Genomic DNA, 13,686 nt, shown 5'->3' on the forward strand with positions numbered 1-13,686 from the left:
GTTGAATACAAGGTGGTTATTTGCTCGCCAGCAGATCGTCGAGGTAATCAGGCGCCGAATAGTGAAAGTGTACAGGGCCGTCGGCATCGCCGTGCATAAACTGTTGCACCCACTCCGAATCGGATTGTTGTAATTCTTGCGGGGTGCCTTGGCCGATGATTTTGCCTCCCGACAAGACATAGATGTAATCGGCGATGGCGGCGGTTTCCTGCACATCGTGCGAGACGATGATGCTGGTCAGGCCTAGAGTGGTGTTCAGCGACTTGATCAAGTGTACGAGCGCGCCCTTGGAAATGGGGTCTTGGCCGGTAAATGGCTCGTCGTACATGATCATCAACGGGTCGAGGGCGATGGCGCGAGCCAGCGCGACCCGTCGCGCCATGCCGCCGGACAACTCGTTGGGCATCAAATGGCGGGCGCCGCGCAAACCGACGGCGTGCAGTTTCATCAATACCAAAGTGCGAATCATCGATTCCGGCAAGTGGGTGTGTTCGCGCATTGGAAACGCCACATTGTCGTAGACGCTCATGTCCGTGAGCAGCGCGCCGCTTTGGAACAGCATGCCCATGCGTTTGCGCAATTCGTAGAGTTCCCGAGGTTTCAGGCGGTGAACATTTTGTCCGTCCACGTGGATTTGGCCGCGATCCGGGGCCAACTGGCCGCCGATCAATTTCAATAGCGTGGTCTTGCCGGTGCCGCTGGGGCCCATGATGGCAGTGACTTTGCCGCGCTGAATCTCCAGGCTGACGGCGTCGAAAATTTTCCTGGGGCCTCTGGAAAAGCTCAAGTTGCTAATCGAAACGATATTGTCTTCAGGACTTGCGCTATTGGCCATTTACCGGAATCACAGGAGTTTTTGGATTGGGAACAGGCTATTTTCTATGACTCGTCGAGAATAAGTCAATGACTTGGGGTGAAAAGTCGGTTAATAACATGCAATAATGGTTCCTTTTTGTTTAGGTGCGTGGAGTTAATTTCCGTGGGTTGTGATCAAGACATACAGGCGTTGGCGTTGGCGGTGATTCAGACCGAAATGCAGGCGGTTGCCGGCTTGGCTGCACGCATTGATGAGCAATTTGTCAGCGCCTGTCGTTTGCTGTTGGCTTGCAAAGGCCGTGTGGTTGTCACCGGCATGGGTAAGTCCGGGCATATTGCCGGTAAAATTGCCGCCACGCTGGCTAGCACCGGCACCCCAGCTTTCTTTGTGCACCCCGGAGAAGCCAGTCATGGCGATCTGGGCATGATTACCCGCCAGGATGTAGTGTTGGCCTTGTCCAATTCCGGCGAAACCGAAGAAATCCTGACGATATTGCCTATTATTAAGCGGCTGGGTGTGCCGTTGATCGCGCTGACCGGCAATCCGGAATCGGCTTTAGCCCGGTTTGCCAGCGTGCACATTAACGTCGCCGTCGAGCAGGAAGCGTGTCCCTTGGGTTTGGCGCCGACTGCCAGCACCACGGCGGCATTGGTCATGGGCGATGCGTTAGCCGTGTCACTATTGGAAACCAAGGGTTTTACCCGCGACGACTTTGCTTTGTCGCATCCAGGCGGTAGCTTGGGCAAACGCTTGTTGTTGCAAGTTAACGACATCATGCACCGTGGCAGCGAAGTGCCAGTGGTTACTGATAGCGTTTTAGTGAGCGATGCCTTGCTGGAAATGACCGGTAAGAAGCTGGGCATGACCGCCGTGGTCGATGGCGAAGGCCGGGTTGCCGGGATATTTACCGACGGTGACTTGCGGCGCATGCTGGAAAAAAATCTGGATGTGCATGCAACTCGGATTGCTGAAGTGATGACCGGGCCTTGTAAAGTGATCGATGTGGATATGTTGGCGGCGGAAGCCATGCAAATCATGGAAAGTAAAAAAATCAATGCCCTGCTGGTCGTCGACAGTCAACAAAAGTTGTTGGGTGCGTTGAATATGCACGACTTGCTGCGGGCCGGCATAGTCTGAGAGTGACGAGTGATGTTCGATTTAAACCCCCAATTACTGAGTGTTGTTAAGCAGCTAAAGTTGCTGATTCTGGATGTGGATGGCGTGCTGACCGACGGCCGTTTGTTTTTCGACGATAACGGCAAAGAATACAAATGTTTTCACGCGCGTGACGGGCATGGCATTAAATTGTTGCGTCAGACCGGTGTGGAAGTGGCGGTGATTTCCGGGCGCAAATCTAATTCGGTCGGGCTACGTATGCAGAGTCTGGGGGTCGAGCTTGTTTACCAAGGTCAGGAGAATAAGCGGGCTGCGTTCGCGGAAATTTTGCAGCGTCTGGCTCTAACGCCGGAACAAGTGGGGTATATCGGCGACGACATTCTGGATTTGCCGGTGATGCGTCAAGTTGGCTTTGCGGTGGCAGTGCAAGATGCCAATTTCGTGCTAAAAAATTACGCTCATTGGCAAACGCAGGCTGCCGGTGGTTTGGGCGCGGTTCGAGAAGTATGCGATTTAATCATGCAAGTCCAAGGTAACTTTGACAGCGTGCTGCAAACCTATTTATGACCGTACTGAAAAATCTACAGATTTTTATTTATGTCGGCTTGGCCGCATTGTTGTCATGGTGGCTGGTACAGCTGAATGAACAGCGTGACGCCGAAATGAAAATTGTCGAAAATAGCCCGGATTTTTTTAGCCTGGGTTATTTCAAAAAGGAAATGGATATCGACGGCGTGCCGAAAAGCGAATTGGCCGCGGAAAAAATGCAGCACTTTAAAGCCGATGGCAGTACGCATCTGGAAAAGCCGGTGATGACTTTGTATAACCCCAACCAGATGCCTTGGCTGATCAGGGCCGACAGTGGCGTGATGGCGGCGGACGGTGATAATTTACAACTCAACGGTAGTGCTTATATCAATCGGGAAGCCTCGAAAACCAATTCGGCGCTGACCATCAATACATCGGATTTGCGGGTGAAACTCGCCAGCCATTATGCGGAGACACAGGCGTGGACGGAGATCGTCAGTCCACCCAATAAAACGGCGGGAGTAGGAATGGAAGCGACTTTTGTTAGTCCGATTCACCTGAAATTGTTGTCCAAAGTGAAAGGTCGCTATGAAATTAAGTAAAATGGTCGGTGTAGGCCTGTTATTCTCGGCACGGATGGCGTTTGGTCTGGAGTCGGATTCCGAACAACCCATCTACATCGACTCGGATAATGCGGTTTACGACGAAAAGGCGCAGATCAGCACCTATACCGGCAATGTGGTTGCTACGCAGGGGACGATCAGAATCGATGGCGACAAATTGGTGGTTTATCTGAAAGATGGTGCGATTATCAAATTGATTGCTACCGGTAAACCGTCGCGATTCAAACAGTTGCCGGCGGTGGGCAAGGAAGAAATGCATGGCGAAGGTTTGATCAACGAATTTTACCCCGACCAGAATTTGCTGAAATTTATGAAAAATGCCTCGGTTTGGCAGGGTGACGCCAAACAATCCAGTGAGTATATCGAGTACGATACCAAAAACTCCTTGCTGAAGGCTGGTGAAGCGCAATCCGACGGCAAGCGCGTGCACTCGGTTATTAAACCCAAGCCCAAGCAGGCGCAATAATGTCGCGATTGGTTGCGGAACAGCTGTTTAAACGCTACAACAACCGAAATGTGGTCGATGGGGTCAGCCTACGGGTGGACACCGGGGAAGTAGTGGGTTTGCTGGGGCCGAACGGAGCCGGGAAAACTACCAGCTTTTACATGATGGTGGGCTTGGTCAAAGCCGATAGCGGCGAGATTTTTTTCGATGAGCAGCGCATCACGCATCATCCGATGCACCGGCGCGCGCGCTTGGGAATCGGTTATCTGGCGCAAGAGGCTTCGGTCTTTCGTAAATTGAGTGTTGCCGACAATTTACGCGCGGTATTACAGATTCGGGCCGATTTGACCGATGGGCAAATCGAGTTGTTGATTGATGAGTTATTGACAGAGTTTAATATCAACCACTTGCGTAATCAGGTGGCGCTTGGTTTGTCAGGTGGGGAGCGGCGCAGGGTGGAAATTGCCAGAGCGCTGGCCAGTGAGCCGCAGTTTATTCTGCTCGACGAACCGTTTGCCGGCGTCGATCCGATTTCGGTGCTGGAGTTACAAAAAATCATTGCCCACTTGAAGCATCGCGGTATCGGTATTTTGATTACCGAGCACAAAGTGCGGGAGACTTTGGAGATTTGTGATCGCGCTTATATTTTGAACAATGGGAAGGTTATCGCCGAAGGCCAGTCGCGCCAGTTGGTGGATAACGAAGAGGTGCGTAGAGTGTATCTGGGCGAGAAATTTAGTTTATGAAATTCGAATAGTCATGAAGCAATCTCTACAACTCCGTATCGGTCAGAGTCTGACCATGACGCCGCAATTGCAACAAGCCATCAAGCTGTTGCAGATGTCGACTTTGGACTTACAACAGGAAATTCAGCAAGCCTTGGAATCCAACATGATGTTGGAGGTCGATGAAGAGGAGCTGCCCAATATCGAGTTTCGCGATAAAAAGCTCGAGAACACCGATCAGCAGACCAGCGAAGGCTCGCAAACCGATATGCCGGACGAATTGCCGGTCGATGTCAGTTGGGACGATGTTTATGAAAGCTCTTTGCCCAGCGGCGGCGATGAAGGCGATAGTCCGGAATTCGAGGCTTTTCGCGGCAAATCCGAGTCTTTACGCGATCATTTGGTCTGGCAGTTGGAACTGATCCCAATCTCTGATCGCGACTATGCGATTGCCACGGCTATCATCGACGCTGTCAATGACGACGGTTATGTCACCAGCGAATTGGCGGATATTTTCCAGGGATTGCAGGATCAACTGGAAGGCTTGGAAATGGATGAAGTCCTGGCCGTGTTGCATAGGGTGCAAAACTTTGATCCGGTCGGCGTGGCTGCGCTGGACTTGGCCGATTGCCTGGGTCTACAGTTACAACAGTTGCCGGTGACGACACCTTACCGGTCGGAAGCTTTGGAGTTCGTACACAGGCATTTGGATTTATTGGCCAGTTGCGATCAGGCCCGCTTGATGAAGCGGATTGGTTTGACCGAGGATGTGCTGAAGGGTGTATTGGCGCTGATTAGAACCCTGGACCCCAAGCCGGGCGCACGCTTGCAGGATTCCGATGTCGAATATGTGGTGCCGGATGTGTTTGTCGCCAAAGTCAACGGGCAGTGGCAGGTTAATCTGAACCCGGAGATAGCGCCTAAATTGCGCGTCAATCCTTTTTATTCCGGGATGATCAAACGTGCCGACAATAGTCATGACAATGTCAGCATGAAAAACCATCTGCAGGAAGCGCGCTGGTTTATTAAAAGCTTGCATAGCCGTAACGACACCTTGTTGCGCGTGGCGAGAAGCATCGTCGAAAAACAAGGCGATTTTTTCGAACACGGCGCGATTGCGATGAAGCCGATGGTATTGCGCGATATTGCCGAGGAATTGGAATTGCACGAATCGACGATCTCTCGGGTCACCACGCAAAAATACATGCACACCCCGCACGGTGTGATCGAGTTTAAATATTTTTTCTCCAGCCATGTCAGTACCGATGGCGGGGGGGAGTGTTCGGCGACCGCGATTCGGGCGCTGATAAAAGAGTTGGTCGGCAGTGAAAACCCGGCCAAGCCATTGAGCGATAGTAAAATATCGGACTTATTGAATGAGAAGGGCATTAACGTCGCGCGCCGCACCATTGCCAAATATCGGGAAGCGATGTCCATTCCTTCAACCAGCCAGCGGAAAAGGCACATTTGATCAATCTGGAAGAATAATTTTTAAAAACAGGAGTATTCCATGCAAGTCAGTATCACAGGTCATCACGTAGAAGTCACCGAAGCATTAAAAGCCTACGTGGATGAAAAAATCAGCAAAATCAAACGTCATTTCGACAATGTCGTTGATGTTCACGTCATTTTGACCGTTGAGAAGCTTGAGCAAAAAGCCGAAGCAGCTGTGCAAATCAGCGGTGCCAAACTGTATGCCGAAGATGTACAAGAAGATATGTACGCGGCTATCGACAATATGGTCGACAAACTCGATAGACAAATCGTCAAACACAAAGAAAAAAATCAGAACCATCGTTAAATTGAGGTCGAGCGGTACAGAGTGGATAAGGTCATTTGCTCTGTATCGGTTTGGATATGAAACTAGTCATCGTTAGCGGCTTATCGGGATCGGGCAAGAGTATTGCCCTGGATACGTTGGAAGATTGCGGTTATTACTGTATCGACAATCTTCCTGTGACCTTGCTTGAGGATTTTGTCGATCATGTAATGCTGAAAGACCCGGCGACCTATAGTAAAACCGCTATCGGTATCGACGCCAGAAACCGTAATCAGAAGTTGGCGGATTTTCCGGATAGTCTGACTTTTATTCGCAGCAAAGGTATCGATTGCGAACTGGTTTTCATGGAAGCGGACGAGAATATCATTCTGAAGCGTTACAGTGAAACGCGCCGCCGCCATCCGTTGACGACTGAAAGTCGGCCGCTGCGCGAAGCTTTGGAAATCGAACGGGAGATGCTGCGACCCTTAGCGGCCCGTGCCGACATAGTCATAGATACTAGTTTCACCCACTATCATCAGTTACGGGATTTGCTGAAAAACCGTTTGGGCGAAAAAGGCAAAAGTTCTTTGTCGATTTTGTTTCAGTCTTTTGGTTTTAAATACGGTATTCCGTTGGATGCCGACTTTGTGTTTGATGCCCGCAGCTTGCCCAATCCCTATTGGGCGCCGGAACTGCGGGGATTGACCGGCAAACACACCGAGGTCATCGATTTTTTGCAGAACGAAGTGATCGTGAAAGAGTTTCTGCATGATATAGGTTATTTCATCGGTCGCTGGGCGCCGCGCTTCGAATCGGATAATCGCAGTTATTTAACCATAGCGATTGGTTGTACCGGCGGGCAACATCGTTCGGTTTATCTGGTGGAGGCATTAAGTAAGCACTTTCAAACTATTACTCCTAACGTTATCGTCAGGCATCGGGAATTGCGTTAACGCAATCCCCCAGCCCAATTTCTTGGTTTTTACCCATGACATCAGCAGCAAAGCTTGAAAATACTGAGCATCTTTTAGATCGCGCCATCGAAGTGCTGGCAAAAGACTCACCGATCGAGATTAGGAACCTAGTGCGTTCCTTATACCCGGCGGAAGCAGCGCATATTCTCGAGTCATTGGAGCCGGAGCTGCGGGCCAAGCTATGGGCGTTGATTCCGCCCAGCGTGATCGGCGAAATTCTGGTCGAGATAAATGTCGAAGTGGGCAGCAGTTTGCTGAAAATTACCGACAGAAAGGATTTGATCGCAGCGACCGAGTCCATGGGGGCGGAAGGCATGGTCGATCTGCTGCATGTATTGCCGGAGCCCTTGCTGTCGCAAGTAATGGAATCTATCGGTGTACATAACCGCAATCGTATCGAAAAGGCCCTTAGCTATGATGAGCATACCGCTGGCGGCTTAATGTCTGACGATGTGCTAACTATTCGCGCCGATGTGACGCTGGACGTAGTGACCCGTTACTTAAGGTTGCGCGGAAATATGCCTTCCGCGACAGACAGCTTAATCGTGGTGGATCGCAAAGAACAGTTTCAGGGCTTGTTGCCGATTAATCAATTGTTGACCCACGATCCGCACACCAAGGTTGAGTCGATTATGGATACCCGTAGTTCAGCTATTCCTTACGGTATGCCTAGTCGTGATGTGGCAGGTTTGTTTGAGCGGCGAAAATTGCTGTCCGTACCCGTGGTAGCCGATGACGGTAAGGTATTGGGGCGCGTCACTATCGACGATGTCGTGGGTTTGATTCGCGAAGAAGCCAACCACTCGTTAATGAGCATGGCCGGTTTGAGCGAAGAGCAGGATATGTTTGCGCCGGTATTTAGTAGTGCCAAGCGCCGTGCGCTCTGGTTAGGCGTGAATTTGCTTACCGCGTTCCTGGCGGCTTCGGTCATCGATTTGTTTGAGGCCACGATTCAGCAGATCGTCGCATTAGCGGTATTGATGCCGATTGTTGCCAGTATGGGCGGTATCGCCGGTAGTCAGACGTTGACTCTGGTTGTCAGGGGATTAGCCTTGCGGCAGGTCACCACCAGTAACGCCATGAGTCTTTTGTTTAAAGAAGTCTCCGTCGGCCTGTTAAACGGTTTTGTTTGGGCTGCTGTGGTGGCGGTAGTGGCCGGGCTGTGGTTTCACAATCCGCATATCGGTATGCTCCTCGGTGTGGCGATGTTGATCAATTTGGTGTGCGCGGCTTTGTCAGGCGTGGCGATTCCGGTGTTGTTGGACAAGATCGGTGTAGACCCGGCACTGGCTGGCGGCGTGTTGCTGACCACTGTTACCGATGTGGTTGGATTCATGGCCTTTTTGGGCTTGGCAACCTTGTTTTTACTGTAAGGAACTGTGCTTTTTGTCACGGAAAATGATAGTATTTCTGACATTCAGTAGCGGATTTTCCAAACTCGATGTCAACCGGCGCACCTACTTCGCAAAAAATAGCTTTGGAGTTTAAAAGCACATCTCTGACCGTGCCGGTGTTGCTGTTAGCCAGTAACGACATCTCTCTGATCGATCAACAGCTCAAGGAAAAAGTGGTTCAAGCCCCCGAGTTTTTTAAAAACTCGCCATTGCTGATTGATCTGCAAAAACTTAACGCTCAAAACCTGCCAATTGATTTCACCGAAATAGTCGCTATCGTTCGTCAGCACGGTTTTATGCCGATAGGGGTGCGCGGCGGTAACGAACAGCAGAACGGGGATGCCTTGGCTATGAATTTGCCCCAGCATTCCCTGCACGGTAGCAATGTGCCCTTAGTCAACAAAGCACCGGCAAAAACCTTGCCCACACCTGCCGCGGAAGAGCAAAAGCAAGCTAGTCAGTCAATCGAAAATAAGTTGGTGACGCAGCCGATACGCTCCGGTCAACGGGTTTATGCCAAAGGCGACTTGATCGTCACCGCAACCGTTAGTGCCGGCGCGGAAATCATGGCGGAAGGTAATATTCATATATACGGATCCCTGCGTGGACGAGCGTTGGCCGGTGTGTTGGGTAACGTCAATAGCCGTATTTTTTGTTCGGATTTACAAGCCGAACTGATCTCGATAGCCGGCATTTACCAGCTCAGCGACGATTTGAGCAAGTATCCCGCGCACAAGCCCGTACAGATCAGTCTGGATAACCAGACTCTGATTATCAAAGATATTTAAGCTTTTCTTGGAGGAACAACATTGGCCAGAATTATCGTAGTAACATCGGGAAAAGGTGGTGTGGGCAAAACCACAACCAGCGCCGCTATCGCGATGGGCTTAGCGAAGCGCGGACATAAAACCGCTGTGATCGATTTCGATGTGGGCCTGCGTAATCTCGACTTGATCATGGGATGCGAACGTCGCGTGGTTTATGATTTGGTGAATGTGATCAACAATGAAGCCACCTTAAATCAGGCCTTGATCAAGGACAAACGTTGCGACCAGTTATTTATATTGCCGGCATCGCAAACCCGTGATAAAGATGCCTTAACGACGGAAGGCGTCGGCAAGATTCTGGAAGAATTGTCCAAAGACTTTAAATACATCGTTTGCGACTCGCCGGCAGGAATAGAGCGCGGTGCTACACTTGCCATGTACTTTGCTGATGACGCATTTGTGGTAACCAACCCGGAAGTGTCGTCCGTCAGAGACTCAGATCGTATGCTGGGTATCTTGTCCAGTAAATCGCGCCGCGCCGAGAATGGCGAAGAGCCGATCAAGGAATATTTGTTGTTGTCGCGTTATTCGCCGGATCGGGTGAAATTGGGCGAGATGCTCAGCGTTGACGATGTACAGGAAATTTTGTCGCTACATTTGTTGGGCGTTATCCCGGAGTCCAAGTCTGTATTGAATGCGTCAAACTCGGGTACACCGGTCATTCTCGACGAGCAAAGCGATGCAGGCCAGGCTTATGCGGACATCGTGGCGCGTTATTTGGGCGAAACCAAACCACATCGTTTTATTGAGGAAGAGAAAAAGGGCTTATTCAGTAAGCTATTCGGGAGCAAGTGATGAGTCTCTTAGATTATTTCAGATCCTCGAAAACCAATACGGCATCGCTGGCCAAGGAGAGATTGCAAATTCTGGTCGCCCATGAGCGTGCATCCAGAAATCAGCCGTCCTATTTGCCAGAGTTGCAACAAGAATTGTTGGCGGTGATCCGTAAATATGTCAATGTCGGGCAGGATGCCATTACCGTTAATTTTGAACAGGATGGAAACCAGGAAACCCTGGAACTTAATATTGTGCTGCCTGATGAGCGTTAGTTGTGCTGACTAGCTTTTGCCGCGGCTTCTGTCGCGTGAGGTTGGATAGCAGGACTAAAACCCCCCGATTTTTTTTGTTGTTTAAATGATGAGGAGTTGAAATGGTGGATACAATTGGCGAAGCAGCTGGAGCAGTCTGGCAATATTTGCACACGAATGGCGAAGCTAGCGTGAATAAAGTCACAACCGAAACCGGCTTGGGTAAGAACGACGTTCAGCGAGCGATCGGTTGGCTGGCTAAAGAAGACAAACTGAATATTGAAATGAAAGGCCGCGTAGAAACCCTTTCATTGAAATAAAAGTTTTCCCGCAACCTGCTTAAGGTTCAGCTAAGCGTGGCGACATTCAATATCGGCTCTTTGCCGGTTGAGTGTCGCCGGGGTTTGCCCTTGGGCGGGTTCCTAAATGCCGCTGTGTTTTGTTGGTAAATCTGTTACCTGACAGGAATGCGTGGCCCGCTTAGACACGCGCCAGGCGCTCTGTCGAAATCAGATACCGTAGCAAACGCATTAAATTTGCCGACGGAATGGCTGGTAATGCCGTAAAAATTAAAAAAATACTGATTCTAATAACCCTCTAATGCGGAGTCTTTCTGTCGAAATGAAAGCCAAAATTGCCACATTTTTCACCTTGGTGCTACTGGTTGTTATCAACCTGGGTATCTGGTCTTACGTCAATAATCCGTTAAAACTGCCATCCTGGAGCGATACCATGATGGGGGTGACCTTTAACCCCAAGGGGCGCGATTTCAATCCTGCCGACGGCGTATTTCCCACCAGGGAACAAATTCAATCCGATCTGGAGTTGTTGTCCGGTAAAGCCCATTCGATAAGAACCTACACCTCGTTGGAGGGCATGGAGGTTGTGCCTGAGTTAACCGCCAAGAATGCGATCAACCTGGCGATGGGCTGTTGGGTGGATTTGGTTGATGACGACAGCGCCGAGGACGATCCGCAAAAAAAGTTAGAGAACACGCAGAAGCGGCTGGATAAAAATCAGCGCGAAGTCGAAAGTCTGATCAATCTAACCAATCAATATCCAAAAACCATTGTGCGCACCTTGGTGGGTAACGAATCATTGTTGCGTTACAGAAACAAGGTTAGCGGTCCTATCGCGCAGAAAGTACGTCAAGAGTTTTCCGGTTCGATGAGCGAACAAGATTTGCAATTGAAAATCGAGGCGGATGTTAAGGCCGAGGTTGCCGGCAAAGCCAATGAACTGATTGAGTACATTCGCGAAGTAAAGAAACGCACTTGGAAGCCGGTGAGTACGGCTGAAACCTGGGATATCTGGGTATCCAATCCGGCCTTGGCTGCGGAAGTCGATTACATCGCTGTGCACATTCTGCCCTATTGGGAAGGTGTGCCGGTCGATTTACCCAAAGGCGCGGAAGGCGATAACGCCGTCGAATATGTGTTCAAGCGTTATTACGAATTGCAGCAGTTGTACCCTAACAAAACTATTGTGATTACCGAGGTGGGTTGGCCGTCTGATGGTCCTCCACAAAAGGCCGCCACTGCTTCCTTGGCGAATCAAGCCAAGTTTTTGCGTGCGTTCCTGAATCGCGCGACTGCCGAAAATATTATTTACTATGTGGTCGAAGCGTTCGACCAGCCGTGGAAGATCAAGCTGGAAGGTACCGCCGGTGCTTATTGGGGCTTGTTCAATGCTGATCGGCAGCCGAAATTCCCGATGGAAGGCGATGTCCTGGCTAACCCGACCTGGCGTAACTGGGCCAGTGGCGCGGCGGTACTCAGTATTATCTTGATGGCGGCTTTCTTATTTACTCGCAAGAGTTTGAAACTGCCGGGTAAGTTTTTCTTCGGTATCGTCGCCAACTTAGCGGCGTCAGTATTATTTTGGTCGGCATCGATTGCGGCCGCTCAATATCAGACCAGTTTTTCGGTGGTGTTCTGGGCGATTTTGCTGATGATGCAGGCTATGGCCATCTTGGTGTTGTTGACCGAGAGTCTGGAGATTTCCGAAGTCATTTGGCATAGAAAAGGTCGGCGGACGTTTACGCCGTTAACGCCTTCGGCGGATTTTCGTTATCCGAAAGTATCCATCCACTTGCCGATTCATAACGAGCCGCCGGAAATGGTGCGCAAGACCTTGAATGCCTTGGCCAAAGTTGATTACCCGAATTTCGAAGTATTGGTGATGGATAACAACACCAAGGATCCGGCTGTCTGGCAGCCGGTGCGCGACGATTGCGATCGCTTAGGGGCAAGATTCCGTTTCTTCCACTTGGATAACTGGCCGGGTTACAAAGCGGGTGCGATCAATTATGCGTTGACTAATACCGCCGAGGACGCGGAAATCATCGCAGTGATTGATAGCGATTACATCTTGAGTCCGGATTGGCTGAAGGCGATGGTGCCGTATTTCGATCAGGAAAATGTCGGTTTCGTGCAATCGCCGCAGGATTACCGCGATTCTGGGCAAAGCACTTTCAAGGATATTTGTTACTGGGAGTATGCCGGCTTCTTTAATATCGGCATGGTGCAGCGCAACGAATTCAACGCGATTATCCAGCATGGCACGATGACGATGGTTCGCAAGTCGGCGTTCGACAAAGTCGGTCCTTGGGGCGAATGGTGTATCTGCGAGGATAGCGAATTGGGCTTGCGTCTTTATGAAGCGGGTTACGACTCGGTGTACTGCAAGGAGTCTTTTGGTCGCGGTCTGATGCCGGATACTTTCTCCGGGTACATGACTCAGCGTTTCCGCTGGGTATACGGTGCGATGCAGATCATTAAAAAGCATTGGCGGCATTTCTTGCCCAACAAAAAGTCTTCGCTTACTTCGGCGCAGCGCTATTACTTTGTGGCGGGTTGGTTGCCTTGGTTTTCAGATGCCTTGGCCCTGTTGTTTACCGGCACCAGCTTGATATTGACCGCGCTGATTGTGTCGGATCCTATCCATAGCGAACTGCCGGTCAATGCGTTCTTGTTACCGACCATAGGTCTGTTTGCATTCAAAATCTTGCGCGGTTTGTGGTTGTACAAAGCGCGGGTGGCTTGTTCGATGTTGCACGCATTAGGTGCGGCGTTGGCGGGTTTGTCGCTGACGCATACCGTGGCGCGCGGTACCTTGCAGGGTTTGTTCACCTCAGGCAAACCCTTCATGCGGACGCCAAAATACGAGCAACAAGGGCCGTTGGTGGCAGGGTTGTTGATCATTTGGCAGGAGTTGTTATTGCTGACCTTGTTGGTGGCCGGCATCCTGGCGATGCGCTCTATCGAGCATTTCGATAACTTGAGCGGCAGGTTGTGGATGGCAGTATTGGCAGTGCAATCGGTGCCCTATGTCGCCACACTGCTGACGATTCTGATCAGCGTTGCGCCTAACTACTTTCCTGGCAAAAAACTCTCCGCCGATGAGTTAGACGCGGACGAGTAATTACCACTTGCTTGGTCTCTGAAA

At 50.5% G+C, this 13,686-nt stretch carries 15 protein-coding genes; 14 read left to right on the forward strand and 1 reads right to left on the reverse strand.

Features of this window, described 5'->3' with window-relative positions:
* Positions 1-16 precede the first annotated feature (16 nt).
* Positions 17-835 (reverse strand): ABC transporter ATP-binding protein, encoded by an 819-nt coding sequence (locus tag EBB_RS06260; RefSeq protein WP_192392929.1) that lies wholly within the window; start codon positions 833-835, stop codon positions 17-19.
* A 144-nt stretch (positions 836-979) separates the two neighbouring features.
* Between EBB_RS06260 and EBB_RS06265 the strand changes: the two genes are divergently transcribed.
* The 14 genes from EBB_RS06265 to EBB_RS06330 all read left to right on the forward strand — a co-directional run bounded on the left by EBB_RS06265 (position 980) and on the right by EBB_RS06330 (position 13,662).
* Positions 980-1,954, forward strand: a complete 975-nt coding sequence (locus EBB_RS06265; protein ID WP_192392930.1) for a KpsF/GutQ family sugar-phosphate isomerase — start codon at positions 980-982, stop codon at positions 1,952-1,954.
* Positions 1,955-1,966: 12 nt separating this feature from the next.
* On the forward strand, positions 1,967-2,500 hold the full coding sequence (kdsC, locus tag EBB_RS06270; protein WP_192392931.1) for a 3-deoxy-manno-octulosonate-8-phosphatase KdsC: 534 nt from the start codon (positions 1,967-1,969) through the stop codon (positions 2,498-2,500).
* On the forward strand, positions 2,497-3,063 hold the full coding sequence (gene lptC / locus EBB_RS06275) for an LPS export ABC transporter periplasmic protein LptC (protein ID WP_192392932.1): 567 nt from the start codon (positions 2,497-2,499) through the stop codon (positions 3,061-3,063). Before kdsC ends, lptC begins: the two co-directional genes overlap by 4 nt.
* On the forward strand, positions 3,050-3,550 hold the full coding sequence (gene lptA / locus EBB_RS06280) for a lipopolysaccharide transport periplasmic protein LptA (RefSeq protein WP_171697419.1): 501 nt from the start codon (positions 3,050-3,052) through the stop codon (positions 3,548-3,550). The genes lptC and lptA overlap by 14 nt, the downstream gene beginning before the upstream one ends.
* Entirely contained in the window at positions 3,550-4,275 is a 726-nt protein-coding gene (lptB, locus tag EBB_RS06285; RefSeq protein WP_192392933.1) for an LPS export ABC transporter ATP-binding protein, read from the forward strand. The genes lptA and lptB overlap by 1 nt, the downstream gene beginning before the upstream one ends.
* Before the next feature lie 13 nt (positions 4,276-4,288).
* Positions 4,289-5,725 (forward strand): RNA polymerase factor sigma-54, encoded by a 1,437-nt coding sequence (locus EBB_RS06290; protein ID WP_192392934.1) that lies wholly within the window; start codon positions 4,289-4,291, stop codon positions 5,723-5,725.
* A gap of 39 nt (positions 5,726-5,764) precedes the next feature.
* Positions 5,765-6,055: a ribosome hibernation-promoting factor, HPF/YfiA family gene (gene hpf, locus EBB_RS06295; RefSeq protein ID WP_020483551.1), complete on the forward strand. Its 291-nt coding sequence runs from the start codon at positions 5,765-5,767 to the stop codon at positions 6,053-6,055.
* Between the two features lie 56 nt (positions 6,056-6,111).
* Positions 6,112-6,969 carry an RNase adapter RapZ gene (gene rapZ / locus EBB_RS06300; protein ID WP_192392935.1) on the forward strand — a complete coding sequence of 286 codons (858 nt, stop codon included), beginning with the start codon at positions 6,112-6,114 and terminating at the stop codon, positions 6,967-6,969.
* A 35-nt stretch (positions 6,970-7,004) separates the two neighbouring features.
* The gene (gene mgtE / locus EBB_RS06305; RefSeq protein WP_192392936.1) at positions 7,005-8,363 is read left to right on the forward strand and encodes a magnesium transporter; all 1,359 of its coding nucleotides are present in this window, start codon (positions 7,005-7,007) and stop codon (positions 8,361-8,363) included.
* Positions 8,364-8,431: 68 nt separating this feature from the next.
* Positions 8,432-9,172, forward strand: a complete 741-nt coding sequence (gene minC / locus EBB_RS06310; RefSeq protein ID WP_192392937.1) for a septum site-determining protein MinC — start codon at positions 8,432-8,434, stop codon at positions 9,170-9,172.
* 21 nt (positions 9,173-9,193) lie between these two features.
* Complete coding sequence (gene minD, locus EBB_RS06315; RefSeq protein ID WP_033157742.1) at positions 9,194-10,006, forward strand: septum site-determining protein MinD; 813 nt, start codon at positions 9,194-9,196, stop codon at positions 10,004-10,006.
* The gene (gene minE / locus EBB_RS06320) at positions 10,006-10,260 is read left to right on the forward strand and encodes a cell division topological specificity factor MinE (RefSeq protein WP_020483546.1); all 255 of its coding nucleotides are present in this window, start codon (positions 10,006-10,008) and stop codon (positions 10,258-10,260) included. The genes minD and minE overlap by 1 nt, the downstream gene beginning before the upstream one ends.
* A gap of 101 nt (positions 10,261-10,361) precedes the next feature.
* Positions 10,362-10,559, forward strand: coding sequence for a winged helix-turn-helix domain-containing protein (locus EBB_RS06325; RefSeq protein WP_192392938.1), 198 nt, complete (start codon positions 10,362-10,364; stop codon positions 10,557-10,559).
* Between the two features lie 301 nt (positions 10,560-10,860).
* Positions 10,861-13,662, forward strand: coding sequence for a glycosyltransferase (locus EBB_RS06330; RefSeq protein WP_192392939.1), 2,802 nt, complete (start codon positions 10,861-10,863; stop codon positions 13,660-13,662).
* The last annotated feature ends 24 nt before the right edge of the window (positions 13,663-13,686 follow it).

Origin of the sequence: Methylomonas fluvii (genome assembly GCF_014850975.1) — a bacterium.
Lineage (GTDB): Bacteria > Pseudomonadota > Gammaproteobacteria > Methylococcales > Methylomonadaceae > Methylomonas > Methylomonas fluvii.